This is a genomic window from Aminobacter sp. UC22_36 (assembly GCF_044056035.1).
In the GTDB taxonomy this organism is placed as follows: Bacteria; Pseudomonadota; Alphaproteobacteria; order Rhizobiales; family Rhizobiaceae; genus Aminobacter.
Window position 1 is genome coordinate 637331 of sequence record NZ_CP171996.1, and the last position, 26464, is coordinate 663794.

Annotated in this window: 21 protein-coding genes and 1 pseudogene; 13 read left to right on the plus strand and 9 right to left on the minus strand. The window is 64.4% G+C overall.

The features are described from left to right. Nucleotides 1-6 precede the first annotated feature (6 nt). Both ACHMW7_RS06185 and ACHMW7_RS06190 read right to left on the minus strand, forming a co-directional pair. Nucleotides 7-831 carry a TPM domain-containing protein gene (locus tag ACHMW7_RS06185; RefSeq protein WP_395451275.1) on the minus strand — a complete coding sequence of 275 codons (825 nt, stop codon included), beginning with the start codon at nt 829-831 and terminating at the stop codon, nt 7-9. A 225-nt stretch (nt 832-1056) separates the two neighbouring features. After that, on the minus strand, nt 1057-1692 hold the full coding sequence (locus ACHMW7_RS06190; protein WP_395449438.1) for a LemA family protein: 636 nt from the start codon (nt 1690-1692) through the stop codon (nt 1057-1059). Between the two features lie 102 nt (nt 1693-1794). Between ACHMW7_RS06190 and ACHMW7_RS06195 the strand changes: the two genes are divergently transcribed. The 4 genes from ACHMW7_RS06195 to ACHMW7_RS06210 are packed head-to-tail and all read left to right on the plus strand — an operon-like array spanning nt 1795 to nt 4143. Then, a complete protein-coding gene (locus ACHMW7_RS06195; protein ID WP_395449439.1) occupies nt 1795-2052 on the plus strand; it encodes a hypothetical protein in 258 nt (85 codons plus the stop codon). Nucleotides 2053-2057: 5 nt separating this feature from the next. Next, nucleotides 2058-2963: a pyridoxal kinase PdxY gene (gene pdxY / locus ACHMW7_RS06200; protein WP_395449440.1), complete on the plus strand. Its 906-nt coding sequence runs from the start codon at nt 2058-2060 to the stop codon at nt 2961-2963. Continuing rightward, nucleotides 2960-3712 carry a DUF429 domain-containing protein gene (locus tag ACHMW7_RS06205; RefSeq protein WP_395449441.1) on the plus strand — a complete coding sequence of 251 codons (753 nt, stop codon included), beginning with the start codon at nt 2960-2962 and terminating at the stop codon, nt 3710-3712. Before pdxY ends, ACHMW7_RS06205 begins: the two co-directional genes overlap by 4 nt. 26 nt (nt 3713-3738) lie before the next feature. Then, on the plus strand, nt 3739-4143 hold the full coding sequence (locus ACHMW7_RS06210) for a nuclear transport factor 2 family protein (protein WP_395449442.1): 405 nt from the start codon (nt 3739-3741) through the stop codon (nt 4141-4143). Nucleotides 4144-4145: 2 nt separating this feature from the next. Here ACHMW7_RS06210 and ACHMW7_RS06215 read toward each other — a convergent pair whose 3' ends face one another. Next, nucleotides 4146-5396 carry a multidrug effflux MFS transporter gene (locus tag ACHMW7_RS06215; RefSeq protein WP_395449443.1) on the minus strand — a complete coding sequence of 417 codons (1251 nt, stop codon included), beginning with the start codon at nt 5394-5396 and terminating at the stop codon, nt 4146-4148. Continuing rightward, on the minus strand, nt 5393-5869 hold the full coding sequence (locus ACHMW7_RS06220) for a MarR family winged helix-turn-helix transcriptional regulator (RefSeq protein WP_395449444.1): 477 nt from the start codon (nt 5867-5869) through the stop codon (nt 5393-5395). Before ACHMW7_RS06220 ends, ACHMW7_RS06215 begins: the two co-directional genes overlap by 4 nt. 133 nt (nt 5870-6002) lie before the next feature. Here ACHMW7_RS06220 and ACHMW7_RS06225 point away from each other — a divergent pair, with 133 nt between their 5' ends. The 3 genes from ACHMW7_RS06225 to typA all read left to right on the plus strand — a co-directional run bounded on the left by ACHMW7_RS06225 (nt 6003) and on the right by typA (nt 11120). Continuing rightward, on the plus strand, nt 6003-8057 hold the full coding sequence (locus ACHMW7_RS06225) for a M3 family metallopeptidase (RefSeq protein WP_395449445.1): 2055 nt from the start codon (nt 6003-6005) through the stop codon (nt 8055-8057). Nucleotides 8058-8198: 141 nt separating this feature from the next. Beyond that, nucleotides 8199-9158, plus strand: coding sequence for a small ribosomal subunit Rsm22 family protein (locus ACHMW7_RS06230; protein WP_395449446.1), 960 nt, complete (start codon nt 8199-8201; stop codon nt 9156-9158). 132 nt (nt 9159-9290) lie between these two features. Continuing rightward, nucleotides 9291-11120 (plus strand): translational GTPase TypA, encoded by a 1830-nt coding sequence (gene typA, locus ACHMW7_RS06235; RefSeq protein ID WP_395449447.1) that lies wholly within the window; start codon nt 9291-9293, stop codon nt 11118-11120. 70 nt (nt 11121-11190) lie between these two features. On the opposite strand, the gene ACHMW7_RS06240 is transcribed toward typA, so the two are convergent. Next, nucleotides 11191-11505, minus strand: coding sequence for a YciI family protein (locus ACHMW7_RS06240; RefSeq protein ID WP_395449448.1), 315 nt, complete (start codon nt 11503-11505; stop codon nt 11191-11193). Nucleotides 11506-11712: 207 nt separating this feature from the next. Between ACHMW7_RS06240 and ACHMW7_RS06245 the strand changes: the two genes are divergently transcribed. The 3 genes and pseudogenes from ACHMW7_RS06245 to ACHMW7_RS06255 all read left to right on the plus strand — a co-directional run bounded on the left by ACHMW7_RS06245 (nt 11713) and on the right by ACHMW7_RS06255 (nt 18901). Then, nucleotides 11713-12324 carry a LysE family translocator gene (locus tag ACHMW7_RS06245; RefSeq protein ID WP_395449449.1) on the plus strand — a complete coding sequence of 204 codons (612 nt, stop codon included), beginning with the start codon at nt 11713-11715 and terminating at the stop codon, nt 12322-12324. A gap of 188 nt (nt 12325-12512) precedes the next feature. After that, nucleotides 12513-17308 (plus strand): annotated as a pseudogene (locus tag ACHMW7_RS06250) (NAD-glutamate dehydrogenase). Between the two features lie 216 nt (nt 17309-17524). After that, entirely contained in the window at nt 17525-18901 is a 1377-nt protein-coding gene (locus tag ACHMW7_RS06255) for an MFS transporter (RefSeq protein ID WP_395449450.1), read from the plus strand. A gap of 101 nt (nt 18902-19002) precedes the next feature. On the opposite strand, the gene purH is transcribed toward ACHMW7_RS06255, so the two are convergent. From purH to htpX, 4 genes are all read right to left on the minus strand, one after another. After that, nucleotides 19003-20619, minus strand: a complete 1617-nt coding sequence (gene purH / locus ACHMW7_RS06260; RefSeq protein ID WP_395449451.1) for a bifunctional phosphoribosylaminoimidazolecarboxamide formyltransferase/IMP cyclohydrolase — start codon at nt 20617-20619, stop codon at nt 19003-19005. Nucleotides 20620-20716: 97 nt separating this feature from the next. Then, nucleotides 20717-22459: a heparinase II/III family protein gene (locus tag ACHMW7_RS06265; RefSeq protein ID WP_395449452.1), complete on the minus strand. Its 1743-nt coding sequence runs from the start codon at nt 22457-22459 to the stop codon at nt 20717-20719. A 91-nt stretch (nt 22460-22550) separates the two neighbouring features. After that, nucleotides 22551-23954, minus strand: coding sequence for an RsmB/NOP family class I SAM-dependent RNA methyltransferase (locus tag ACHMW7_RS06270; protein WP_395449453.1), 1404 nt, complete (start codon nt 23952-23954; stop codon nt 22551-22553). Continuing rightward, entirely contained in the window at nt 23951-24967 is a 1017-nt protein-coding gene (htpX, locus tag ACHMW7_RS06275; RefSeq protein WP_395449454.1) for a zinc metalloprotease HtpX, read from the minus strand. Before htpX ends, ACHMW7_RS06270 begins: the two co-directional genes overlap by 4 nt. 106 nt (nt 24968-25073) lie before the next feature. Between htpX and ACHMW7_RS06280 the strand changes: the two genes are divergently transcribed. The 3 genes from ACHMW7_RS06280 to ACHMW7_RS06290 all read left to right on the plus strand — a co-directional run bounded on the left by ACHMW7_RS06280 (nt 25074) and on the right by ACHMW7_RS06290 (nt 26166). Then, the gene (locus ACHMW7_RS06280; protein ID WP_395449455.1) at nt 25074-25286 is read left to right on the plus strand and encodes a DUF1674 domain-containing protein; all 213 of its coding nucleotides are present in this window, start codon (nt 25074-25076) and stop codon (nt 25284-25286) included. Nucleotides 25287-25376: 90 nt separating this feature from the next. Further along, on the plus strand, nt 25377-25646 hold the full coding sequence (locus tag ACHMW7_RS06285; protein WP_395449456.1) for a PepSY domain-containing protein: 270 nt from the start codon (nt 25377-25379) through the stop codon (nt 25644-25646). Nucleotides 25647-25707: 61 nt separating this feature from the next. Continuing rightward, nucleotides 25708-26166 (plus strand): thermonuclease family protein, encoded by a 459-nt coding sequence (locus ACHMW7_RS06290; protein WP_395449457.1) that lies wholly within the window; start codon nt 25708-25710, stop codon nt 26164-26166. The last annotated feature ends 298 nt before the right edge of the window (nt 26167-26464 follow it).

Here is a 26464-nt window from a genome sequence, read left to right on the forward strand (position 1 = left end):
GTCGTCCTACCAGCTCCCCGAAGAACCGCCGCCGCCCGACGAGCCGCCGCCGCCGGAGAAGCCGCCGCCGCCTGACGACCATCCGCCGCCGCCACCGCCCGAAGACCAGCCGCCACCACCGGAGGTCCAGCCGCCTGACGACGAGCCGGAGCGCTGATTGTAGTTGAAGGTCATGCCGAGCCAGGTGTAACGGCCGGGGCCGAGCTTGCGGCCATAGATGCGCGGCAGGATCGCCATGGCGATGCCGCCGACGAACAGGGCTGCCCACAGCGCGATGAAGACGAAGAAGATGATGTCGTCTTCGCTCATGCCGGAGATGCCGGTCTGCTCGTTGCGCTTGGCGCGGGCTTCGAGCTCGGCGCCTTCGCCCTCGACGACCATGACGATGTCGTCAACGGCTTTGGAGATGCCGCCGGAAAAATCACCGGCGCGGAAGGCCGGCACCATGGTGTTTTCGATGATCAGCTTGGTGTGCAGGTCGGTCAGAACGCCTTCAAGACCGTAGCCAACCTCGATGCGCATGCGCCGGTCGTTGGGTGCTACGATCAGCAATACGCCATTGTCCTCGCCGGCCTGGCCGAGCTTCCAGGCGCGGAACAGGCGGTTGGCATAGGGCTCGATCTCCTCGCCGTCGAGGCTCGGGATGGTGGCGACGACGATCTGGTCGGAGGATTTCTGCTGGAAGGCCGCAAGCTTCTGGACCAGTTCGGCTTCGGTGGCGTCGTCGATAATGCCGGCATTGTCGACGACGCGGCCGGTAAGCGCGGGGAGTTCGGCGGCGATGGCGGCGAAGGGTAGCGACAGAATCAACAGACATGCACCGATGACCATCAGGCAGTGCTTGAACACCCCCCTCTGGCCTGCCGGCCATCTCCCCCGCAAGGAGGGAGATTGGCAGTGTCGGCCCTGACGCGGGATTTTCAATGCCTGTGATTGGCGCAGGCCGTGCGGCCGACTGATCTCCCCCCTTGCGGAGGAGATGGCCGGCAGGCCAGAGGGGGGTGACCAGAGGCCCACGCTCATTGCTGCACTTCGCTTGAGTCTAAGCCGCGCCGATCACCCGCCCTGCTTGGTGCCGAAATTCACCTTGGGCGCTTCGAGCTTGTCTTCGGCGACGGTGAAGTTCTGGAACGGCTGGTTGCGGAACCACAGCGAGTTCCAGATCATGGCCGGGAAGGTCTTGAGCGAGGTGTTGTAGACGCGCACGGTCTCGATGTAGTCGCGGCGGGCAACGGCGATGCGGTTTTCGGTGCCTTCGAGCTGGGCCTGCAGCGCGAGGAAGCTCTGGTTGGCCTTGAGGTCGGGATAGTTTTCGACGACGGCGAGCAGGCGCGACAGCGCGCTGGTGAGACCCGCCTGGTTGTCCTGGAACGCCTTGAACGCGTTCGGGTCGGTCAGCGTCTCGGGTGTGACCGTAACCTGGGTTGCCTTGGCGCGGGCCTCGACGACGCCTTCGAGCACGTCTTTTTCATGCGATGCGTAACCCTTCACCGTTTCGACGAGGTTGGGAATGAGGTCGGCGCGGCGCTGGTACTGGTTCAGCACTTCGCTCCAGGCTGCCTTGGCCTGCTCTTCCTGTGTCGGGATGGTGTTGTAGCCGCAAGCCGAAAGCAATGGCACGACCAGCGCCAGGAAGACGAAAGCCGGGAGCAGGCGGAAAGCAGGAAGTGCCGACGAAGCTTGCATGCGCATCTGATTGTCCTCGACAAAGCAACTGATGCGACAGCATTATCACAAACATGGCCGGAGAAAACCGGCGTTTGATTTGGCGCTGATGCCGGGAGAACTGTGACGATGGCGTCGCCAAGAGACAGCGACAGCGAAAAGGAATCACGCCGCATCCTCGACCGCATTGCGCGTGAGAGCGAGCCTGGCGGCGCTTCCTTTGTGTCACGCAAGACAGACAAGATGCGCGATCATCTTGCCGCCGCCGACGTCGACAAGGCTGACCCGATCGAGCATATCGGCACACGCATCGGTCGCATCCTTGGCTTCGTTTTGACTGTCGGCCTGCTTTTGTGGCTGATCAACTATCTCGTTCGAGGCGGATAAGTTTCATGACATCTGAAGCCGGGACAGGCGCGCCACGCGCGGTCATCGTCGTGTCGAGCCATGTCGCGCGCGGATCGGTCGGCAACCGCGCCGCGGTGTTCGCGCTGGAGACGCTCGGCCATCCTGTCTGGGCGGTGCCGACGGTGATGCTGCCATGGCATCCCGGCCATGGCCGCGCGACGCGCATCGTGCCGCCGACCGAACAGTTCGCCGCTTTCATGGCGGATCTCGAGCGGGCGCCGTGGCTGGGGGAGGTGGCGGCGGTGCTGTCAGGCTATCTCGGCGAAGCCGGCCAGGTCGAGGCCGTGGCCTCGCTGGTCGAGACGGTGAAGGCGAAGAACCCGAAGGCGCTTTATGTCTGCGACCCGGTGATCGGCGATTCCGGCGGGCTCTACGTTGCCGAGGCTCTCGCTGCTGGCATCCGCGACCGGCTGCTGCCCTTGGCCGATATCGCCACGCCCAACCGCTATGAGCTGGAGTGGCTGTCGGGCGCCAAGGCCGACGACATGCGCTCGACCATGGCGGCAGCGCTCGGGCTCGGGCCGGCAACGATGCTGGTGACGTCGGCGCATGCGATGATGGCCAATGGCACCGGCAACCTGCTGGTTACCCGGACGCAGGCGCTGCTGGCCGAACATCGCACCGTCGAGCGGCCACCGAACGGACTCGGTGATCTCAGCGCCGCGGTCTTCCTGGCGCGGCTGCTTGCCGGCCAGACGCCGGCCAAGGCGCTGCAATCGACCACGGCCGCGGTCTACGAAATCTTGGCGCGCACCTCCAAGCGCGGTGGCGACGAGCTGCAGCTCGAAACCGATGCGCAGAGCCTGTCGCACCCGATGGCGATGGTCGAGCTGCGCACGCTCATCCATCCCTCCCGGAGCCGAAAGCCCGGTCAGGAATCAGGGACGTGACCATCGTCGGTGTCGACGGCTGCAAGGCCGGCTGGATCGCGGTGATCCGCGACGGCACCGGGACGAACGCACGGGTCTTCGGCAGCTTCGCGGGACTTCTGGCGGTTGTGCCTCTCGATGCGGTGGTGGCGGTCGACATGCCGATCGGCCTGCCCGATTTCACGACCAAGGGCGGGCGTGGGCCTGAGATGCTGGTGCGGCCACTGCTCGGCCCACGGCAGTCGAGCGTGTTTTCGATACCGTCGCGGGCGGCGGTTCACGCCGAGACGGCTGATTTCACCGACCTCGAGGCTTGGTACGCGGCGCATCGGCGGTCAAGCGAAGTGGCGATGCAAACGTCGGAGCCGCCGCGCGGCGTGTCGATCCAGGCGTTTGGCATCTTCTCCAAGATCCGCGAGATCGACGCGCTGATGATGGCGCGGCCCGAATTGCGCGAACGGGTGATCGAATCGCACCCCGAAGTGGCGTTCTGGCGACTGAATGGCGGGCAGGCAATGCGCCTGCCGAAGAAGATCAAGGGCAGCATCAATCCCGATGGCATGGAAGAGCGCAGGACGCTGCTGGCACGCTCCGGCCATGACCGCAGCTTTCTCGACCAGCCGCCGCCGCGCGGCGCGGCTGCGGACGATTTCCTCGACGCCTGCGCGATGATGCTGATCGCCGAACGACATCGGCGCGGAGAAACCACAAGTTTTCCGTCGCCGCCGGGGCGCGATATCAATGGTATTCCTGTCGCGATCTGGGTTTAATGCCTCTGTCCGAGAGGAGGCGTGCGATGATGCCCATTCGTACGATGGTTGTGGCCTTGGCGCTGCTGGCGAGCGCCAGCGCCGTTGCGCAGGAGAGCATCGTCGACCGCTGGTATGCGGCCTTGCTCAAGGCGGACGGGCCAGCGCTTTCGGAACTGCTGGCCAACGATGCGACGATACGGCTCGACGACATCGGCGTGACCCAGAGCAAAGCCGAGTTCATAGCCTCGATGGACGAATGGCAGACAGCGGTGAAGGGCGCCAAGATCCGCCACAAGATCGAGGCGGAGATGGGTGATACGATCGCCGTGCGCACCTGCTACGACTTTCCCAACAACGACATGACGACGCGCGAGACCTTCACCACCAAGAACGGCCTCATCATTGCCAACACGCAGATGACCATCGGCGAGAACTGCGACGGGTTCTGAGGCTATTTCAAGCGTGTCATCAACGACGGTTCCGGCAGCCTTCGCCAGGCCAACCATGACAGGATGGCGATCAGGCCCATGATCGGGATGACGGTGGCAAGCGCGTTGACCGGGTCGCCCATCAATGCCGCGGCGGCGCCACCGACCATGCCGGCACCCATCTGGAAGAAGCCCATCATGGCGGACGCCGCACCGGCATTTTCCGGGAAAGGCGCCATCGCCGCCGTCATCATCGCAGGCGAGATCATGGCGATGCCGAAGGCGTAGATGCCGACCGGAACCATGACGAGCAGGAAGGTTGGCTCATACGTCCTGAGCAAAATGGCCATGGCTGTGGAGCCGATGGCCACGAAAACCAGGCCGACGGGCACCATCTTCGCGGCCCCGTAACGCTTCATGAACATGCGCATGACGACTGCACCAGCCATGAAGTTGGCGGTCTGCATCAGCATGCCAATGCCGAACTGGGTGGGCGTGAGGCCGACGCGCTCCATCAAGATGAAGGCGAGCACCGTGGCCTGGGTATAGATCGCGCCCGTGGTGCCGGCGATGACCAGGCAGCAGAGGACGAAATAGGGGCTGCGAAACAGCGAGCCGTATGAGGTGGCCAGTGCGGCCGGGCGGATGCGGCTGAGGTCGCGCGTCACCGTTTCGCGCAGGGCGAAGATCGCCACCAGCATCACGACGACGCCGAGCAGCACCATGACGATGAAGATGGCGTGCCAGCCGAAGAACTCCATGGTCAGACCGCCGAGCGTCGGCGCGATGGCCGGGCCAAGCGCCAGAAGGATGCCGATCATGTTCATGATGCGGGCGGAGCGCTCATGGGTGAAGACGTCGCGGACGACGGCGCGCGCCACCGAGACGCCGACGGCGGCGCCCACGCCCTGGAGGAAACGTGCAATGACCAGCGTTTCGATGTTCGGCGCCATCAGCGCGAGCACGCTTGCGGCGAGATAGATCGCCATGAAGACGAGCGTGATCGGGCGGCGGCCGAAACCGTCGGAGAGCGGGCCGCAGACAAGCTGGGCGAAAGCGAAGCCGCCGAAATAGAGCGACAGCGTCATCTTGACGGCGGCTTCGGTGGTGCCGAAGGCCTGGACGATCTCGGGCATCGCAGGGGTGAACAGCGCCAGCGAGATCGGGCCGATGGCGACCATCAGGCCGCCGATCAGCGACACGCGACGCTCGCTCATGATCGGCGCGGTTTCCAAGAGATCGATCGCCGGGCTTATGTCGGAGCGTATGTTCATGCCGCGGCGTCCTCGCCCGCAAGCGCTTCGGCACGATTGGCGATCAGATTGGCGCGGGCTGCCCGTAGCGAAACGAGAAGGCGCTGCCAGTCATCGGGATCGATGCCATGGGCGGCTTCGCTGCGGATCGCCGTGGCGATGGGCTCGATCTTGGTGACGACGGTCGCGCCGGCTTCGGTGAGGGTGACCAGCTTGGCGCGGCGATCGGCCGGATCGGGCTGGCGTTCGACAAAACCCTTGGCTTCGAGCCGGTCGACAAGACCGCTCAAGGTCATCGCCTCGACGCCGAGGCGCTCGGCCAGGGCCGTCTGGCGGACCGGCCCGGCGCGACGCACATTGAACAGCACGCGACCTTCGCCGGTCGTCAGGCCGAGGCCCGCCTCGGTGGTGCGACGGTCCATCTCGGCGCGGATGAGGCGCGACAGATCGTTGACGATGAAGCCAAAGGTGTCGGTTTCCGGGTTGGCAGGCATAATAGTAAGTAATCCTTATTATATGGCTTGCTTAGTTTAACGGAGGCGACGAGTCAATGCGGTTGCACAGCTTCCGGTCCGGCCCTACATCGAGGCTGTCCGCACATTGAATGCCAATCGAGGAAGCCATCTCATGTCCGCCAGCCAGAACATCGATCTCGCGCGTCATCCGCTGACCCATTGGGCCGGGCCGCTTGGCCTGCCGGATTTCACCAGGATCGAAGACGGAGATTTCGGGCCGGTGTTCGATGCGGCCCTTGCCGCGCACGCCGCCGAGATCGAGGTGATTGCCGCCAATACGGAGCCGGCGACGGTCGCCAATACACTTGAAGCGCTGGAGCTGGCCGGCGAGCCGCTCGACCGCGTGTCGTCGATCTTCTGGTGCCGCGCTGGCGCCCACACCAATGACGCGATCCAGGCGATGGAGCGCGAGATCTCGCCGAAGATGGCGAGGCATTTCTCGGCGATCTCGATGAACGAGAAGCTGTTTGCGCGCATAAATGACCTCTACTCCCGTCGCGACTCGCTCGGTCTCGACCCCGAGACGCTGAGGGTGCTGGAAAAGACCTGGAAGGGCTTCGTCCGTTCGGGTGCCAGGCTCGAGGCTGAAGGCAAGAAGCGACTTGCCGATATCAATGAGGAGCTTGCCTCGCTCGGCGCCAGGTTCGGCCAGAACGTTCTGGCAGACGAAAAGGAATGGGTACTGTTCCTCGACGAAGGCGATCTTGCCGGTCTGCCGGAGTTCGTACGAGGGGCAATGGCCCAGGCCGCGGAGACGCGTGGCCAGAAAGGCAAATATGCCGTTACCCTGTCGCGCTCGATCTACGAGCCGTTCACGACATTTTCCGAGCGGCGCGATCTGCGCGAAAAGGCGTTCAAGGCCTTTGCCGGACGTGGTGAGACCGGCGGCGAGACCGACAATACCGGTGTCGTGCGCGATACGCTCAGCCTGCGCGCCGAAAAAGCCAGGCTGCTCGGCTATGGCAGCTACGCAGCGCTTAAGCTCGATGACACCATGGCCAAGACGCCGAAGGCGGTGATGGAACTGCTTGAGCCGGTGTGGAACAAGGCGCGCGAGAAAGCGGCGGCCGACGAGGCCGACCTGCAGCGGCTGGCGGCCGCCGCCGGCAGCAACGACAAGCTTGCCGCCTGGGACTGGCGTTTCTATCAGGAGAAGCTGCGGGCCGAGAAATACGCCTTCGACGAGGCCGAACTGAAGCCCTATCTCCAACTCGAAAAGATCATCGATGCCTGCTTCGACGTCGCGACCAGGTTGTTTGGCGTAACCTTCAAGGAAAAGGCGGGCATCGCTGCCTGGCATCCCGATGCCAGGGTGTTTGAGGTGTTCAACGCCGACGGCAGCAAGCGCGGGCTTTTCCTCGCCGACTATTTCGCGCGGCAATCGAAGCGCTCGGGCGCCTGGATGAGCGCGCTGCAGTCGGGCTACAAGCTCGGCAAGGGCTCGACGCCTGTGATCTACAACATCATGAACTTCGCCAAGCCTGCGGCAGGCGAGCCGGCGCTCTTGTCGCTCGACGAGGCCAAGACGCTGTTCCACGAATTCGGCCACGCGCTGCACGGCATGCTGACCGACGTCACCTGGCCGTCGGTGGCGGGCACGTCGGTCAGCCGCGACTTCGTCGAGCTGCCATCGCAGCTTTACGAGCACTGGCTGACGGTGCCGGCGGTGCTGGAGAAGCACGCGCTGCACTACAAGACCGGCAAGGCGATGCCGAAGGAATTGCTCGACAAGATGCTGGCAGCCAAGACTTTTGGCGCCGGCTTTGCGACGGTGGAGTTCACCTCGTCGGCGCTTGTCGACATGGCCTATCACGCCCGTCCCGACGCGCCGGCCGAGCCGGCTGCGTTCGAGGCCGAGACGCTGGAGAAGCTCGGCATGCCGGAAGCGATCGTCATGCGCCACCGCACGCCGCATTTCCTGCACGTCTTTTCGGGCGAGGGCTATTCGGCCGGTTATTACTCCTACATGTGGTCGGAGGTGCTCGATGCCGACGCTTTCGCGGCCTTCGAAGAGACGGGCGACGCGTTCAACCCCGATATGGCCGAGAAGCTGCGCAAGCACATCTATGCAGCCGGCGGCTCGGCCGATCCGGAAGAGCTCTACAAGGCTTTCCGCGGCAAGATGCCGTCGCCGGAGGCGATGATGGAAAAGCGCGGTCTGGTGTAAGAGTGAGGCCGGCTTGCAAATGGCGGTTTCCTGCGCTTCCGGTGCTCACGTACCCAAATGTAGCTCCGCTCCGGTTCTCGGAACCCACCATTTTCAGCGCGGCCTGACCTGAATCTTGAAAGAGCTGAGTTCGGATAGTAGATGGAATTGCCAGGAGCATTGCGGGCGGCGGTCGACCGCGCATTGGAGGGCGTGCCGCTTGCCGAGCTGCAGCGTGCCGCCGACATCTTGTCGAGCCGCTATCGCGCCGAAACGCGCGACGGCAAGCTGCACCTCTCGGATGAGATGTTCGCCAGCGCCTATCTGGCGACACGCCTGCCGGCGACGTTTGCCGCTGTCCGGGCCTGCCTCGAAAGTGCCGCCGAGCTCATGCCGGCATTCGCGCCGAAGAGCCTGCTCGACGTCGGTGCCGGTCCTGGCACGGCGCTTTGGGCGGCTTCGGATTGCTGGCCGACGATAGCCGCCGCGACGATGCTGGAAGCGAGCCAGGCGATCCGCAAGGTCGGCGTGGGCCTGGCGGCGCATTCCAGCGTTGCACATGTCGAATGGCGCGCGGCGGATGCGAGCAAGAGTTTTGAGGCTGATAAAGCCGATCTGGTGACGCTTGCCTATGTGCTCGACGAGTTGTCGCCGGCCGAGGGGCTGGCGCTGGTCGAGCGGCTGTGGGCCGCAACTGATAGCCTGCTGGTGGTCGTCGAGCCGGGCACGCCGGCCGGCTGGCGGCGCATGATGGCAGTGCGCTCGCGGCTGCTGGAACTGGGCGCACATCTGGCGGCACCTTGCCCGCACAGCCAGGCCTGCCCGATCGTCGAACCCGACTGGTGCCATTTCTCGCGCCGCGTGGCGCGTTCGCGCCTGCATCGCCTGACCAAGCGCGGCGAGGTGCCGTGGGAAGACGAGAAATACATCTTCCTCGCGGCTTCGCGGCTGCCGGCGGAAACATTTGCCGCCCGGGTGCTGGCGCCGTCGCGCGGCGGATCGGGAAAGATCCACCTCAAGCTATGCCAGGAAAATGGCTCGATCGAAGAAAAGCTATTGACCAAACGCGACGGCGCGCTGTTCAAGACAGCGCGCCGTGCCGACTGGGGCGACATTTTGTAGCCTTGCCGGTCGGCGGAAAATCAGCCGATTTGCCCGCCCCCCTTTCGCATTTGCGAAAAAACCTGTATGAGCCCGCCCACACGAAACGCGGCGCGTCGACAGGCTGTGCCCGCAACGCTCCCGAGTAGACATATGAACCTCCGCAATATCGCGATCATCGCGCACGTCGACCATGGCAAGACCACATTGGTCGATGCACTTCTCAAGCAATCGGGCTCGTTCCGCGAGAACCAGCGCGTCGCCGAACGCGCGATGGATTCGAACGATCTCGAAAAGGAACGCGGCATCACCATCCTGGCCAAGGCGACTTCGGTCGATTGGAAGGAAACCCGCATCAACATCGTCGATACCCCGGGCCACGCCGATTTCGGCGGTGAGGTCGAGCGTATCCTGTCGATGGTCGACAGCGCGATCGTTCTGGTCGACGCCGCCGAAGGCCCGATGCCGCAGACCAAGTTCGTCGTCGGCAAGGCACTCAAGGTCGGCCTCCGTCCGATCGTCGTGATCAACAAGATCGATCGTCCCGACGCGCGTCATCAGGAAGTCATCAACGAGGTGTTCGACCTGTTCGCAGCGCTCGACGCCACCGACGAGCAGCTCGATTTCCCGATCCTCTACGGTTCGGGCCGCGACGGCTGGGTCTCCGAGAATCCGGAAGGCCCGAAGGACCAGGGCCTCGCGCCGCTGTTCGACCTCGTGCTCAAGCACGTTCCGGCGCCGACGGTTCACCCCGGCCCGTTCCGCATGATCGGCACCATTCTCGAGGCAAACCCGTTCCTCGGCCGCATCATCACCGGCCGTATCGAATCCGGCACGCTGAAGTCCAACATGCCGGTCAAGGTGCTGCATCATGACGGCACGCTGCTGGAAACCGGCCGCGTCTCCAAGATCCTGGCCTTCCGTGGCCTCGAGCGTCAGCCGATCGAAGAAGCGCAGGCAGGTGACATCGTCGCCATCGCCGGCCTTTCCAAGGGCACCGTCGCCGACACCTTCTGCGACCCGGCCGTGACCGAGCCGCTGCATGCGCAGCCGATCGATCCGCCGACCGTCACCATGTCCTTCATCGTCAACGATTCGCCGCTGGCCGGCACCGAAGGCGACAAGGTCACCAGCCGCGTCATCCGCGACCGTCTGCTCAAGGAAGCCGAAGGCAACGTCGCCCTCAAGATCGAGGAATCGGCCGACAAGGATTCGTTCTACGTTTCCGGCCGTGGCGAGCTTCAGCTGGCCGTGCTGATCGAAACGATGCGCCGCGAGGGCTTCGAGCTTGCCGTGTCGCGTCCGCGTGTCGTCATGCAGAAAGACGAGAACGGCGAACTGCTTGAGCCGGTCGAGGAAGTCGTCGTCGACGTCGACGAGGAGCATGCCGGCGTCGTCGTGCAGAAGATGTCGGAACGCAAGGCCGAGATGGTCGAGCTGCGTCCTTCGGGCGGCAACCGCCAGCGCCTGGTGTTCCATGCGCCGACGCGCGGCCTGATCGGCTACCAGTCGGAGCTTCTGACCGATACGCGCGGCACGGCGGTGATGAACCGTCTGTTCCACTCCTATCAGCCCTACAAGGGCGAGCTGCCTGGCCGCACCAACGGCGTGCTGATCTCCAACGAGCAGGGCGAGTCGGTGGCATTCGCCATGTGGAATCTTGAAGATCGTGGTCCGATGGTCATCGACGCCGGCGTGAAGGTCTATCAGGGCATGATCATCGGCATCCACAGCCGTGACAACGACCTTGAGGTCAACGTGCTGAAGGGCAAGAAGCTGACCAACATCCGCGCCGCCGGCAAGGATGAAGCAGTGCGCCTGACGCCGCCGATCCGCATGACGCTGGAGCGCGCTTTGGCCTGGATCCAGGACGACGAGCTGGTCGAAGTGACGCCGAAGACCATCCGCCTGCGCAAGCTCTATCTCGACCCGAACGAGCGCAAGCGCTTCGAGAAGTCGTCGAAGACCGCCGGCGCGGCATAAGCCACGCGGCATGAATCAAAAAGGGCGTCTCCGCTGGAGGCGCCTTTTTTGTTTGCGGCGGCTGGAAAACTCACATCTCGATGATCGGGGCAATTTCGACGGAGCCGCCGGCGACAAGGATCGGGCATCCCTTGGCGATGCGGGCGGCGTCGGCAGGATCTTTCGCCTCGAATACCGAGTAGCCACTGACCGGATTGGCGCCGCCGTCATTGCTGACTGCACCGTTGGCGGCAACCGTCTGCGACTTGCCGACCGGATTGCCGCCGTTGACGACGGCTGCCCCCAGCGAACCGAACCAGTCCATCCAGGCCTTCATCACCTTGGCGCCTTCTTCTTCCGACTGCGGCATCGCACCGCCGTGATAGACGAAGAGAAACTTGGCCATGACATCTCCTCCATGGCGTGCCGAGATGCCGGCCACCCGGCATCGTGCCAGCGCGCGGGCTATTCATTCGCCGCCAGTCCGTCATCGGCAACCTGGTTTCACGCCCGATCTCGCAAAATTGATGACGGAGTCCTGCCACTACGACTGTCAGTTGCAAGTTTGGCGGCATGCCGTAAGTTTCCTCGATCACCTATTCAGGAAACGATGATGGAACCGACTTCGCTTCTGATCTTTGCCGGCGCTCTGCTGGTTGCCGCCGGCTCGCCCGGCCCCTCGATCGCGGCCTTGATCGCGCGGGTGATCTCCAAGGGATTTCGCGACGTGTTGCCGTTCCTGGCAGCGATGTGGATCGGCGAGGCGATCTGGCTGTCGCTGGCGGTGTTCGGCCTCGCTTTCGTGGCGCAGTCGTTCCACATGGCCTTTGTGGTCGTGAAATGGGCCGGCGTCGCCTATCTCGTCTTTCTCGCCTGGAGGATGTGGACGGCACCCGTCGAGGCGGGCGAAGGCGAGATGCCGAGCCAGGATTCTCCGCTCAAGCTTTTTGCCGCCGGCATGGCGGTGACGCTGGGCAATCCCAAGATCATGATGTTCTACCTCGCGCTGCTGCCGACGATCATAGATCTCGCATCGGTGTCCATCGTCGGCTGGCTCGAACTGACGCTGACAATGGCGGCGGTGCTGATCGCCATCGACCTGACTTGGGTGTTTGCAGCAGCACAGGCGCGCAAGCTTTTGCGCAGCAAGCGGGCGATGCGAATCGCGAATCGGGTGAGTGCGACGACGATGGCGGGGGCCGCCGCGGCGATTGCCGCGCGGTGAAGGCGAAATTTTTGTCAGCCTGCACCGGCAGTATCCCTTATGGACGCTGCGTCAGCCTATTTTGCAGGCATTTTCTGCCTGCTGACTAGGCGTTTTTCCCAACCTTCCGTCAAACCTTTGTCGCTAAAGGCAGGCCATCTGCTACGATAGTCGTAAAAGCATGTGACGGGACGGGAGATACTAGCGTCATGGCCGCACCAATGAAGTCGAAGGCGAAATCCGCCAAGACTGCATCCGCCTCCAAATCCTCCAACAGACCTCCCCAGCTCCTCGAATTGCTGCTTGCCCGGGCCCCGGCCGAGGATGTGGCCGATTACGAGCCGGGCATGCTCGAACGCGCGGCGCAACTGGCCGAGCAGGCCGTGCTCAAGCACCGCAAGGGCTCTTCGGTGATCGACATCGAGACCGACGCCGGCGTCGTCCGCCACGGCCGGCCGGTGACTGTCGTCACCGTCGTCAACGACAACATGCCGTTCCTGTTCGATTCGGTGCTCGGCGAGATCACCGAGGCCGCCGGCGAACCGGTGCTGGTGACCCACCCGGTCATTTTGGTGCGTCATGGCCGCACCGGCGTCGACGAGATTCTGAGCGACAGCGGCTCGCACAAGGGCGAGGACGCGGCCGACAAGCTCAGCGTCATCCATGTCCACATTCCACCGCTCGGCAAGGACGCCGCCGAAGCACTGCGCGAGCGGCTGAAGAAGCTGCTCGGACAGGTGCGAGCGGCCGTCACCGACTGGAAACCGATGCTGGCCAGGCTCGACCAGGCGATTTCGGAATTCCGTTATGCGCCGATCCCGCTCGACAAGAATGCGGTGACCGAGGGCATCGCCTTCCTCGAATGGCTGCGCGACGACAATTTCACCTTCCTTGGCATGCGCGAATTCAAATATTCGGGCGGCGAAAAGAGTGGCACGCTGGAACGTGCCGACAAGCCGGGTCTCGGCATCCTCGGCGACCCCGACGTTCTGGTGCTGCGCCGCGATACCATCGACGCGACATCGACGACGCCAGAAATCCGCGCTTTCCTGCATGGCCCGGACCCGCTGATCGTCACCAAGGCCAATGCCAAGTCGGCGGTGCACCGCCGTGCCTATCTCGATTACATCGGCATCAAGACCTATGACGCCAAGGGCCAGCTTTCGGGCGAGTTGCGCATCGTCGGTCTGTTCACCTCGACCGCCTACACGCGCTCGGTGATGAAGATCCCGTATTTGCGCTCCAAGGCCGAGACGGTGGTGCACAAGTCGGGCTTCGACCCTGCCGATCATTCCGGCAAGGCGCTGATCAACGTGCTCGAATTCTTATCCGCGCGACGAGCTGTTCCAGATCGCCGTGCCAACGCTGCGCAAGCATGCCGAAGCGATACTCGGCCTTGTCGAGCGGCCACGGGTGCGTGCGCTGGTGCGGGTCGACCAGTTCGACCGCTTCGTTTCGGTGCTGATCTTCGTGCCACGCGACCGCTACGATTCCGTGGTGCGCGAAAAGATCGGCGCCTATCTCAAGAAGGTCTTCGAAGGCCGCTTGTCCGCTTACTACCCGGCCTTCCCGGAAGGCGGGCTGGCACGCGTGCACTTCATCATCGGCCGCTCCGGCGGCAAGACGCCGAAGGTCGAGCAGGCGGCGATCGAGGCCGCCGTCCGCGATATCGTCACGACCTGGGAAGACGGGTTGCGCGAGGCCTCGGCCGAAGCGGGCACGTCGGCAACATTGGTTGGTGTCGCCAACCAGTTCCCGGAAGACTATCGCAACAGCTTCTCGCCGGCGGCGGCCCTGCTTGACGCCGAGCGGATCGCCACGATCAGCCCAACCAATCCGATCGTCATCGACTGCTATCGCGATGCCAGCCAGAAGCCGGAACAGGCGTCGCTGAAAATCTACCACCATGGCGCGCCGGTGGCGTTGTCGCGGCGTGTGCCGCTGCTCGAAAACATGGGCTTCCGGGTCATCAGCGAGCGTACGTTCGAAATCGGCGAGAAGGGCGAAAGCCAGATCTTTATCCACGACATGGAGCTGGAAAACGCCTACGGCCAGCCGATCGACCTTACCGATGGCGGCTTGCTGTTCGAGGAAGTGTTCCTGTCGGTATGGACCGGCGACGCCGACAATGACGGCTACAACGCACTGGCCCAGACGGCGGGGCTCGGCTCCAACGAGATCGTCATCCTGCGCGCCTATGGGCGTTACCTGCAGCAGGCCGGCATCCCGCAAAGCCAGGACTTCATCGCCGCAGCGCTCAACCGCTATCCCGATATTGCGCGCGGCCTGCACGCGCTGTTCGTTGCCCGGCTCGATCCGGCTCAGGAAAAGGACGGCCTGGTCACAGCCAAGCATCTGAAGGCCAAGATCAAGGATGCGCTGGAAGCAGTTCCCAATATTGACGACGACACCATCATCCGGCGCTATGTCAACCTGATCGAGGCGTCGCTGCGCACCAACCACTTCGTCGGTGGCAAGAAGGAGCGTGGCCAGTCACTGGCGATCAAACTCGACTCGCGCAGCGTCGAAGGCCTGCCCGAGCCACGGCCATGGCGCGAGATCTTCGTTTATGGCTCCGAGGTCGAAGGCCTGCACCTGCGTTTCGGCGCGGTGGCGCGCGGCGGCCTGCGCTGGTCGGACCGTGCCCAGGACTACCGCACCGAGGTGCTTGGCCTGGTCAAGGCGCAGCAGGTCAAGAACGCCGTCATCGTGCCGGTCGGCGCCAAGGGCGGCTTCTTCCCCCAAGCGCCTGCCGGTGGGCGGCAGCCGTGATGCGGTGTTCGAGGCCGGCAAGGCGGCCTATGTCAATTTCGTCTCCAGCCTGCTGTCGATCACCGACAATCTCGACGGCGACAAGGTGGTGCCGCCGGCGGGCGTCGTCCGCCGCGACATCGACGACCCGTATTTCGTCGTTGCCGCCGACAAGGGCACGGCGACCTTCTCCGACACGGCCAACGGCATCAGCGACAAGCACGGTTTCTGGCTCGACGATGCCTTCGCTTCGGGTGGCTCGGCCGGCTATGACCACAAGAAGATGGGCATCACCGCGCGTGGCGCCTGGGAAGCGGTGAAGCGGCATTTCCGCGAGATGAACCGCGACATCCAGACGACGCCGTTCAGCGTCGTCGGCGTCGGCGACATGTCGGGCGACGTGTTCGGCAACGGCATGCTGTTGTCGGAACAGACGCGGCTGATCGCTGCCTTCGATCATCGCGACATCTTCATCGATCCCGATCCTGACATGGCGGCATCGTTTGCCGAGCGCAAACGCATGTTCGACCTGCCGCGCTCGAGCTGGCAGGACTACGACAAGTCGAAGCTGTCGGCGGGCGGTGTCATCGTTTCACGTGCCCAGAAGTCGGTGACGCTGCCGCAGGCGGCTGCGACCGCGATCGGGCTCGCCAAGACGACTGTTTCGCCGACCGAGATCATGAACGCCATCCTGCGGGCCCAGGTCGACCTGCTGTGGTTCGGCGGCATCGGCACCTATGTCCGGGCGACTGGCGAGACCAACCAGGAGGTCGGCGACCGCGCCAATGACGCGATCCGTGTCACCGCCACCGACCTCAGGGTCAAGGTGATCGGCGAGGGCGCCAATCTCGGCGCCACCCAGCGGGCGCGCATCGAGTTCGGGCTCAAGGGCGGGTGCTGCAACTCGGACGCCATCGACAATTCGGGCGGCGTCAACTCGTCCGACGTCGAGGTCAACATCAAGATTGCCCTGGCTTCGGCCATGCGCAAGGGCACGCTGGCCAGGCCGGCGCGCAACAAGTTCCTCGCCGAAATGACCGAGGAAGTGGCAGGCCTGGTGCTGGCCAACAACTACGAGCAGACGCTGGCGCTGTCGGTCGCCGCCAAGCGCGGCATCCAGGACATCGCACATCAGGGCCGCTTCATGAGCGCGCTCGAAGCGCGCGGGCTGCTCGACCGCGCGGTGGAGAACCTGCCCTGGCCACCGGCGCTCGCCGAACGCCAGACGCGCGGCGAACCGCTGACCCGGGCTGAACTCGGCGTGCTTTTGGCCTATGCCAAGATCGTGCTGTTTTCCGACATCGTCGCCAGCGACGTACCTGACGAGGCGCATTTTGAACGCGACCTGCTCGGCTATTTCCCCGAGCGCATGGCCAAGAAATATGCCGCCGAGATCGGCGGCCACCGGCTGCGCCGCGAGATCATCGCGCGTGTCGTCGCCAACGATCTCGTCAATCGCGGCGGGCCATCCTTCGTCAACCGTCTGCAGGAAGCGAGCGGCCGTTCGGCAGCGGATGTGGTGCGGGCCTTTGCCGTCGTGCGTGACGGTTTTGCCCTGCCGGCGCTGTATCGCGAGATCGACGCGCTCGACAACGTCGTTGACGGCACCATGCAGCTCGACCTCTACCAGGCAGTGAGCCGGCTGATCTTCGGCACCAGCGGCTGGTATCTCAGGAACGAGCACAGCGACGCGCCATTGGCGAGTCGCATCGCCGAGCTGCAGGAGGCGCGCGCAGCACTCGAGCCCAAGTTCTCCGGCATGCTGCCTGCCTTTACCCGCGACCGCATCCAAAACCGCAAGGCTGGCTTTGCCGCCGCCGGTGCGCCGGAGAAGCTGGCGGAACGGCTGTCATTGCTCGAAGTCGGCGAACTGGTGCCCGACATCGCACTGGTGGCGAAGACGGCAAAAGCCGACATATTGGCGGCTGCCAAGGCGTTCTTCGCCGTCTCCGAGGCGTTCCGCATTCCGCGGATCGAGGACGCGACGCATGCGATTGCCACCTCCGACTATTATGAGGGGCTGGCGCTGTCGCGGGCATCGGACACGATCGGCGCGGCACGGCGCGGCATTGCGGTTGCAGCGCTGGCGAGCTTCGGCACCGCTGCCGATCCCGTCGCGACATGGCTCGAGGCGGGCGGGGAGCGGATCAACCGCACCCGCGAAAGGCTGCAGGCCCTGACCGAGGGCGGCGACATCACCGTGTCGCGGCTGACGGTCGCGGCCGGGCTGATGAGCGATCTGTCGGGTCGATAGAGCCTGTTCCATTCCGATTGAATCGGAATGGGGTCTATTTTTTTGTTGGAGCATGATCTTTTCCGAAAACCGTTTCCACTTTTCGGGATCATGCCTTAGCGGCCCTGCAACATGGCCTGCCACTGACACCGTGGCAGGCATTTTCCTCAAGGACCACGCAAGCGAACTGCGCTATAGCTCCAGACAACGCGCTGATGCGGCGCGCGCGGAGGGATGATGGCTGACACGATGGTGGTTCAACGTACGCCGCGGCGCGGCGTCTGGGGCTGGATGTTTTTCGACTGGGCGGCGCAGCCGTTCTTCACCGTGGTCACCACCTTCATCTTCGGTCCCTATTTCGTCGCACGCATGGCAACCGATCCCGCCATGGGACAAGCGGCCTGGGGCTACGGCATCGCCGCCGCCGGCCTCGTCATCGCCGTCCTGTCGCCGGTGCTCGGCTCGATCGCCGACCAGACCGGCCCGCGCAAACCATGGATCGCCTTCTTCGCCGCGATCAAGATCATCAGCCTGTGCCTGCTGTGGAACGCGGCTCCCGGCTCGCCGCTGATACCGATCGTGCTGTTGTTCTCGCTCGCCTCGGTCGCTGCCGAATTTTCGATCGTCTTCAACGATTCGATGATGCCGCGCCTGGTGTCGAAGGAGGAGATCGGCAAGATCTCGAATATCGCCTGGGGGCTCGGTTATCTCGGCGGCATGATCGTGCTGATCTTCGTCGTCGGCTTGCTGGCGGCCTCTCCCGAGACCGGCAAGACGATCATCGGTGCGGCCCCGTTGTTCGGGCTGGACCCGGTGGCAGGCCAGGATGCCCGAGCGACAGGCCCGATTTCGGCGTTGTGGTACCTGATCTTCATCCTGCCGATGTTCTTCTTCACGCCCGACAGCGGCAAGGGCATCGCGATCCGCCCGGCCGTGCGGCTGGGGCTCAGCGAGCTCAAGTCGACGATCGGGGAAGTGCGTCAGCGCACGGGCATCTTCCGCTTCCTTGTCGCCCGCATGATCTACCAGGACGGCGTCAATGCGCTGCTCGGGCTCGGTGGCGCCTTTGCCGCGGCGATGTTCGGCTGGTCGATCACCGAGATCGGCATCTACGGCATCATCCTCAATGTCGTCGCCATCTTCGGCTGCCTTGCCGCCAGCCGCCTCGACACCAGCTTTGGTTCGAAGGCGGTTGTCGTGGTTTCGCTGGTGCTGTTGACGATCGCGACCATCGGCATCGTTTCGACCGGACCGGGCTATACGCTGTTTGGCCTGTGGCAGATGCCGGGCGTGGATACGAACGGACTGTTCGGCACTCCTGCCGAAAAGGCCTATATCGCCTTCGGCCTGCTGGTCGGCATCGCGTTTGGGCCGGTGCAGGCGTCGTCACGCTCCTACATGGCGCGCAGTGTCTCGGCCGACGAAGCCGGGCGCTATTTCGGGCTCTATGCGCTGTCGGGTCGGGCGACCAGCTTCGTCGCGCCCTTTGCTGTTGCGACCGTCACCGCATTGAGCGGTTCGCCACGCCTCGGCATGGCGATGATCATCGCCTTCTTCGTTGTCGGTCTGGCGGTGCTGCTGCGCACGCCCTATCCCGCCGATGAGGTGAAGTGAGCTTGCCACTCAACCTTTCCATGTAAGGACCGGGGCGTCAGCGTTGCGCCATCCCCTTCTCCCCGCATGTGAGGAGAAGGTCCCGGCGGGGCTTGCCGCCCTCAGTGCCTGAAATGCCTGACGCCGGTGAAGATCATGGCGATGCCATGCGCGTCGGCGGCGGCGATGACGTCGTCGTCGCGCATCGAGCCGCCCGGCTGGATCACGGCGGTGGCGCCGGCCTCGACCGCTGACAGCAAGCCGTCGGCGAAGGGGAAGAAGGCATCGGAGGCAACGACCGAACCCTTGGTCAGCGGCTCGGCAAGGCCGGCAGCTTCAGCTGCGTCCAGCGCCTTGCGGGCGGCGATGCGCGATGAATCGACCCGGCTCATCTGGCCGGCGCCGATGCCGACAGTGGCGAGGTCGCGGGCGTAGACGATGGCATTCGACTTGACGTGCTTGGCGACGCGGAAGGCGAACTTCAGGTCCTCGATCTCGCGCTGGGTCGGCTGACGCTTGGTGACGACGTTGAGGTCGATCGTATCGATGATCGCGTTGTCGCGCGACTGGACGAGCAAGCCGCCGGCAACCGACTTGACCGAAATGCCGGCACTTTCGGGATCGGGCAGGCCGCCGGTGACCAGCAGGCGCAAATTCTTCTTGGCGGCGACGATGGCCTGGGCTTCAGGCGTCGCGGCGGGCGCGATGATGACCTCGGTGAAGATCTTGACGATTTCTTCGGCGGCTTCGGCATCGAGGATGCGGTTGAGCGCGACGATACCGCCGAATGCCGAGACGGGGTCGCAGGCCAGCGCCCTGGCATAGGCTTCGGTGAGCGTGGCGCCTTCGGCGACGCCGCACGGGTTGGCGTGCTTGATGATGGCGACGGCCGCGGTCCGGACGGAATCGAACTCGCCGGCGAGCTCGAAGGCGGCGTCGGTGTCGTTGATGTTGTTGTAGGAGAGCTGCTTGCCCTGAAGCTGGGTCGCGGTGGCGACGCCGGGACGCTTGTCGCCGGTCAGGTAGAAGCCGGCAGACTGGTGCGGGTTTTCGCCGTAACGCATGACGCTTTGCAGCTTGCCGCCGAAGGCGCGCCAGTCGGGCGTTTCGATCTCGAGCGCTTCGGCGAACCAGCCGGAGATCGCCGCATCGTAAGCAGCGGTGCGGGCGAAGGCCTTGGCCGCGAGCTTCTTGCGGAATTCGTAGGACAGGCAGCCATTGTTGGCGACGATGGAGTCGAGCACGTCCTTGTAGTCGGCCGGATCGGTGACGATGGCGACATAGGCGTGGTTTTTGGCCGAGGCGCGGACCATGGCCGGGCCGCCGATGTCGATGTTCTCGACGATCGAGGCGTAATGTGCGCCGGAGTTCCGCACTTCCTCGAACGGATAAAGGTTCACGACCACGAGGTCGATCGGCTCGATGCCGTGTTCGGCCATGGCCGCGACATGCTCGGGATCGTCGCGTACGCCGAGCAGCGCGCCGTGGACGGAGGGATGCAGCGTCTTGACGCGGCCGTCCATGATCTCGGGAAAGCCGGTGAGTTCCGAGACGTCGCGAACCGTGATGCCTTCGGCTGATATGCTCTTGGCGGTGCCGCCGGTGGAGACGAGCTCGACGCCGACATTGGTCAGGCACTTGGCGAATTCGATCAACCCGGTCTTGTCGGAGACCGACAGCAAAGCGCGGCGGATCGGCACGAGGTCAGGTGCGGGGATCTTCTTGGAAACGACGGCCATGGGTGGCGGGCCCTTCAAAGTTGGGAGCGGAAACTTTGCTTGCGCGCGGCCTAGCATATGAGGCCCGGAAATCAAGGCGCGCGGCGGCGCATCGGGCCTATTTCGCTTGGTGATCGCGTTCGCTGTCGAGGCGGTTGATGATGCGGGTGCGCGAGAACTGCCAGTGCACCTCGGAGATTTCCGAGGCCTTGAACGACAGCACGATCTGGCGCGAGCGGCATGGGCCACCGAGACCGGCGAAATAGATCGATTCCTCGACTTCGGCCGGAATATCCGGCGAGATGAAGACCCAGGTGTCGATGTCTGGGCCGGTCAGCACCAGCCGCTCCTTCTGGTCGCGGAACAATTGGACGTCGGGGTGGACATGAAAGCGGATGGTGACGAGGTCGCGGCCATCGTTCTTGATCGGCGTCTTGCCGGCGCGCAGGATGCGGTCGCAACCTGACAGGATGCTGCCGCCGGCCGACAGGCTGAGTTCGCGCTCGTGATGGAGGCCGAAGCGCTGGGCGTAACCATCGTGGCGGGCGACGAAACCGTGGATGCCTGCCTTGTCGAGGCGCTGGGTCGGCACCGATTTCGGCCCGGCGAAAAGTGGGCTGCCGAGCATGCCGCTGACGCGCTGCGAATGGGCGAAACTTGCCGACGAGGTATCGTTGATGGTGACGGTGGAGTGGGCGGCGGTGGCACGCGCCAGGGGCCGGAGCTCGGCGGCGCCATAGGTGTCGATGCCGGCATTGACGATGTAATGCTGGCGGCCCGACGACATTTCGAAAGCCAGGCAGCCGGCATGGGCCTGGTTCGACACCTCGATGGGCGGCGCCGTACCGGTATCGGCGATGACTGTCGTGCCGCCCATGGCGAGGCGCTCGTAGCCGGAATGGGTGGCGTGCAGCGGCGGCGAGCCGGCGGTGTCGTCATGGCGCAGGATCGCCACGATGCGATCGTGGATGGTGGCCCCCATGCCGTTGAAGCGGGCAAGGCTGCCGTCCTGATGGCGGAAGAAGCGCAACGCCGGCAACATGCGCTCGACGGCGTTGATCAGCGCCAGCGGTGGCTGCTCGGCCTGGTTGGCATAGGTATGGCGCAACGGCAGGAGGTCGGCGAGGATTTCCAGCACCGCCATCGGGTTGCGCGAGATGTGGCCGCCGTCGGGCAGGATCTGGCGGTCGAGTTCTTCGGCGAGGTTGCGCGTGGCTGAACGCAGCGCCGAGACGGGTGCTGGCAAGGAGAGCGCGGCGAAGGCAAGCGCGACACGGGCCCTGAGCCGGTCCTTGCCGTCGTGCATTTCGGGCGACATCGACCTGAGGTAGCGGATCTGCATCGCCAGCGAGCGCAGGAAGGAGCGATAGAATGCGAACTCGGCGCCTTGCAGCACGACCGAGGAATGCTGCAGCCAGGCGATGATGCGCTTGGCGGTGGTTGCCGGTTCCCAGGCCGTGCCTGATATACGGTTGCCATGCAGCGTGATCCAGTCGGAGACCAGGGCGCGGGCGTTCGCCGCGGCAAGTTCAGTTCCGGCGGCACGCATGTGGCGCAGCCAGCGGAAGCCGTGCAGGCTGCGCTGCCAGCCGCGGTTGGGCACGTCGATGAGGAAGGGCGACTGGCCGCCGGTCTCGACCAGATGGCCCGAGAGCGGAAAGCGGCCATAGTAGATTTCGAGCGCGATCTGCGGATCGGCAAGGCGCAGGTCGGGCGGCGCGATGAGCACGCGTTCGGGCGTGCGCCCGGAGTAGCGCCAGCTGTAAGCCGGGCCGGCGCGCAAACGCCGGCGCGTCTTGCGCCAGAACTCCTTGGCGACGAGTGCCCAAAGGCGCGTCGTGCTGTCCGCCGCGATCGACAATAGCCCTCCTGACGCAACCCCACGTCGTCACACAAATTAGGTTGTTTCAATGGTGGGCGCGAGGGTGAATTTTCCGTAAACGCCGTTTGGGTCAGGCGGCGCGGCGGAACCTTGCAGCAAAGAAGCCATCGAGGCCGGAAATGACGGGATTGCCGCGGTCTAGGCCGGCAGGCGTGGTGCGCAAGAAGCCCGTCGCAGTGACGAAATCGTCGATGCCGGTAACCTCGCCGACACGAATCGGATCGAGTTCGACCTTGCCCTTGTGGTCGGCGAGGAAGCTGGCGACGAGCGCTTCGCCTTCTTCAGGATCGAGCGAACAGTTGGAAAAGACGATCCGGCCGCCTGGCTTCACCAGCTTGACCGCGCGGTCGAGCAGGGCGCGCTGGACACCCGCGAGCTTGGTGATGTCGGCGGGCGACTTGGTCCATAGCACATCGGGATGGCGGCGGACCGTGCCCGTCGACGAGCACGGCGCGTCGAGCAGCACGGCGTCGAACAGCTCTTCCGGCTCATAGCCAAGGATGTCGGCGTTGACCTTGTCGGCGTCGAGGCCGAGGCGCTCGAGATTGCCGGCAAGACGGGCAAGGCGGTTCTTCGAGGCTTCGACCGCCGTGACCTTGGCGCCGGTGAGCACCAGCTGGGCGGTCTTGCCTCCGGGCGCGGCGCAGAGATCGGCGACGCGCTGGCCGGCGACATCGCCAAACAGCTTGGCGGGCAAAGCGGCGGCGGCATCCTGGACCCACCAGGCGCCTTCGGCGAAGCCCGGCAGTTCGGCGACCGGACCCGCCAGTCGCTCGATGCGTATAGAGCCGGTCGGCAGCACCATGCCGCCCAGCTGCTCGGCCCATTTGGCTGATTCCGACTTGGCGGTGAAATCGACAGGCGCCTCAACGCGATGCGCGGCGAGGATCTTTTGGGCTTCGTTCGCGCCATAGGCGGCGGTCAGCCGCTCGACGAACCAGTCCGGCGCGTCGTTCGTCGCCGCCAGCATGTCGGCAAGTTCGGCCTCCTTGGCGCGGGCAAGGGTGCGCAGCACGCCGTTGACCAGGCCGGAGAAACGCACAGTACGCGGGTCGGCCTTGGCGTGCGTGACGGCAAGGTCGACGGCGGCGCTGTCGGGAATGTCGAGGAACAGGATCTGCGCTGCCGCGACATGCAGGATATGGGTCAGCACAGTGGCGTTGGCCGGCAGCGGCTTTTCCAGCCGGCGCGAGATCAGCTTGGAGATGGTGACGCGATGGCGAAGAGCCGTGGCCAGGATGGCGCGGACCAGGCCGCGATCGCGCATGTCCAGTGCGCGGAACTGCGGGTGGCCGTGCTCGTGATCGGTCAGGCCGTCGAGCGGGGTCCTGGCGTCGATGGTCGCGGCAAGCAGCCGGGCCGCCGCCATGCGCGCGGCGATGCCGGGGACGTCGGGCACGATGGACGGCCGGTTGCCCTTGCCGTCGCTGCTGCGTGCGCGGTTTCGCTTGGGGTCGCGCTGGTCGGCGCTCACGACCTCGGGCCTTTCGGCCCGGTCGGATTGCGGCCCCACGGACCGGACGGACGTGGCTGCTCGGGCGCTGCCTCCTCGGCAGGGCGGCCGCCCCATGGACCCTGCTGGCCGGAAGGCGCTGAACGCTGTGCTGTCGGCTGCGGTGCCGTGCGCTGGGCAGGACGACCGACACCCTCGTTCGCCATCGCCTGAAGGGCGGCAATGCGGTTTTCGGTATTGGGGTGGGTCGAGAAAAGATTGTCCATACGCTCGCCGGATAAAGGATTGATGATGAAGAGGGGAGCCATCGCAGGATTGCGCTCGGCTTCGGGGTTGTGGATGCGTTCGACGTTGCGGGCGATCTTGTCAAGGGCCGAAGCGAGCCAGAGCGGATTGCCGCAGATCTCGGCGCCGCGCCGATCGGCCGAATATTCGCGTGTCCGGCTGATCGCCATCTGCACCAGCATGGCGGCAAAAGGCGCCACGATCATCGCCACCAGCACGCCGATGAAGCCGAGCGGATTGTTGTTGTCGCGGTTGCCACCAAAGAAGAAGGCGAAGTTGCCGAGCATCGAGATGGCGCCGGCAAGGGTCGCGGTAACAGTCATGATCAGCGTGTCGCGGTTTTCAATATGGGCGAGTTCGTGCGCCATGACGGCCGCGACCTCATCGTGGCTGAGGCGCTGCAACAGGCCGGTGGAGGCAGCGACGGCGGCATTCTCAGGGTTGCGGCCAGTGGCAAAGGCGTTGGGCTGCGGATTGTCGATGAGGTAGACTTTCGGCATCGGCAGGCCGGCATTGGCGGCGAGGCCACGCACGATGGCGCAATATTCCGGCGCATTGCGCTCATCGACCTCGACGGCGTGGTTCATGCGCAGAACCATCTTGTCGGAGTTCCAGTAGCTGAACAGGTTCATGCCCGCCGCGATCAGGAAGGCGATGGTCATGCCGCCGGAGCCGCCGATCAGGTAGCCGACGCCCATGAACAGCGCCGTCATCGTCGCCAGAAGCATCGCCGTCCGCATCATGTTCATCGTTCACTCCGTCCTTTTCCGCTGGCGCCAGGGTCGATCCCGGCTCAGCGCTTCGCTATATGATGGGAGAGACGAGGGTGCGTTTCAATCATTTCCGAGGAATCCCATGGACGACACCAAACCGCAAACCGATCTGGAAACGCCTGCGCCAAAGCAACTTTCGCCGGCAGCCAAACGTGCCCTGGCCGAAGCCGAGGCGCGCCGCGAGGCCTATGAGGCTCAGCAGGCCAAGCTGCCGCGCGAGATCGGCGGCCGTGGCGGCAAGGAGCCCGGGCGCTATGGCGACTGGGAGATCAAGGGCCTGACCAGCGACTTCTGACGGCAGTGCGGCTTACGCGCTCCTCGCGTGGCCTGATGGAACCGAAATCGACGACCGTTCGTTTCGCTCCGTATTGCGAAAGGAACGATCATGATGAAGTCGGCGATATCGGGGCTGTTGTTTGCCACCTTGCTTGCTGTCGCGCCAGCTGAGGCGCAGACCAAGGAACCGGCGGTGCCGCCGCAGAATTCGCTCAAGCTGTCCGCGATCATCGCCAAGATCGAGCAGCGCGACCAGTTCCACTACATCTCCGAGATCGATTGGGAAAGCGGAGGCTATTACGACGTGGTCTATTACACGTCTGACAAAGCCAAGGTCGAGATCAAGATCGATCCGGTGAGCGGCGAGCCAAGGATGTAGTTCCACGATCCGCGCTCTCAGACGGGTTGCCCACTCAGCAGGATAGGAATAAATACCTTGAATGGATTCGATCCCGTTCAAGATCGCGGCAATGCTGGCGCTGGTCGGTGCCTTCCACCTCGTGGCGTTTCCGGCGGAGGCCAAGCGACGGGAGAATTTCGCCGGACCGGTCAGCGCACGCGTCGTCGAGGTGATCGACGGCGACACCTTCCTAGCTGAGGCGGAAATCTGGCCCGGCCAGACGCTGCGGGTGAACATCCGCATTCGCGGCATCGATGCGCCGGAGATGAAGAGCCGGTGTGTGGGCGAACGCGCGGCGGCGCTGACGGCGCGTTCGGCCCTTGCCCGGCTTGTTGCGGATCGCCCCGTGTCGCTCTCCAATATCGGCGGTGCCAAATATTATGGCCGCGTGCTTGCCGATGTCAGTTCCGAGACCGGCGAGGCGGTCGCCAAGGCCATGCTCGAGCACGGACTGGTACGTGCCTATGGCGGCGGCAAGCGGGACAGCTGGTGCGGGTGACCCGATCTGGCACAGGCTCGGTGTGCCGAAGTGAGGCGACGCCCGTGGTGCTGCAGCCACTATGGTGAATGAGCGGTAAACAAGCCCATCACCTTGCAAGCGGGTTAACTTTCCATTCACCATGTGGATCGGTGATCTCAATAAAAATCAATGACTTGATGCCGTGATGCCGGTTTGCCGGCCTGAACGGGCAGCCACGGCCAGTTTCCTGCTTTGTCCCTTGCCAGAGGCACAGAGGCGGCGGGGCGGAACATGCGGAAATTTCAGAAGCTGGTACGGTTGGCGCAATGTTTTGCTG

Excerpts from the sequence above, each read along its gene's own strand:
- ACHMW7_RS06195 (WP_395449439.1), top strand. The coding sequence starts at position 1,795 with ATGGCGTCGCCAAGAGACAGCGACAGCGAAAAGGAATCACGCCGCATC.
- ACHMW7_RS06210 (WP_395449442.1), top strand. The coding sequence starts at position 3,739 with ATGATGCCCATTCGTACGATGGTTGTGGCCTTGGCGCTGCTGGCGAGC.
- ACHMW7_RS06285 (WP_395449456.1), top strand. The coding sequence starts at position 25,377 with ATGATGAAGTCGGCGATATCGGGGCTGTTGTTTGCCACCTTGCTTGCT.
- purH (WP_395449451.1), bottom strand. The coding sequence starts at position 20,619 with ATGGCCGTCGTTTCCAAGAAGATCCCCGCACCTGACCTCGTGCCGATC.
- pdxY (WP_395449440.1), top strand. The coding sequence starts at position 2,058 with ATGACATCTGAAGCCGGGACAGGCGCGCCACGCGCGGTCATCGTCGTG.
- typA (WP_395449447.1), top strand. The coding sequence starts at position 9,291 with ATGAACCTCCGCAATATCGCGATCATCGCGCACGTCGACCATGGCAAG.
- ACHMW7_RS06215 (WP_395449443.1), bottom strand. The coding sequence starts at position 5,396 with ATGAACATACGCTCCGACATAAGCCCGGCGATCGATCTCTTGGAAACC.
- ACHMW7_RS06230 (WP_395449446.1), top strand. The coding sequence starts at position 8,199 with ATGGAATTGCCAGGAGCATTGCGGGCGGCGGTCGACCGCGCATTGGAG.
- ACHMW7_RS06290 (WP_395449457.1), top strand. The coding sequence starts at position 25,708 with ATGGATTCGATCCCGTTCAAGATCGCGGCAATGCTGGCGCTGGTCGGT.
- ACHMW7_RS06190 (WP_395449438.1), bottom strand. The coding sequence starts at position 1,692 with ATGCGCATGCAAGCTTCGTCGGCACTTCCTGCTTTCCGCCTGCTCCCG.
- ACHMW7_RS06240 (WP_395449448.1), bottom strand. The coding sequence starts at position 11,505 with ATGGCCAAGTTTCTCTTCGTCTATCACGGCGGTGCGATGCCGCAGTCG.
- ACHMW7_RS06255 (WP_395449450.1), top strand. The coding sequence starts at position 17,525 with ATGGCTGACACGATGGTGGTTCAACGTACGCCGCGGCGCGGCGTCTGG.
- htpX (WP_395449454.1), bottom strand. The coding sequence starts at position 24,967 with ATGAACATGATGCGGACGGCGATGCTTCTGGCGACGATGACGGCGCTG.
- ACHMW7_RS06280 (WP_395449455.1), top strand. The coding sequence starts at position 25,074 with ATGGACGACACCAAACCGCAAACCGATCTGGAAACGCCTGCGCCAAAG.
- ACHMW7_RS06225 (WP_395449445.1), top strand. The coding sequence starts at position 6,003 with ATGTCCGCCAGCCAGAACATCGATCTCGCGCGTCATCCGCTGACCCAT.
- ACHMW7_RS06245 (WP_395449449.1), top strand. The coding sequence starts at position 11,713 with ATGGAACCGACTTCGCTTCTGATCTTTGCCGGCGCTCTGCTGGTTGCC.
- ACHMW7_RS06220 (WP_395449444.1), bottom strand. The coding sequence starts at position 5,869 with ATGCCTGCCAACCCGGAAACCGACACCTTTGGCTTCATCGTCAACGAT.
- ACHMW7_RS06185 (WP_395451275.1), bottom strand. The coding sequence starts at position 831 with ATGGTCATCGGTGCATGTCTGTTGATTCTGTCGCTACCCTTCGCCGCC.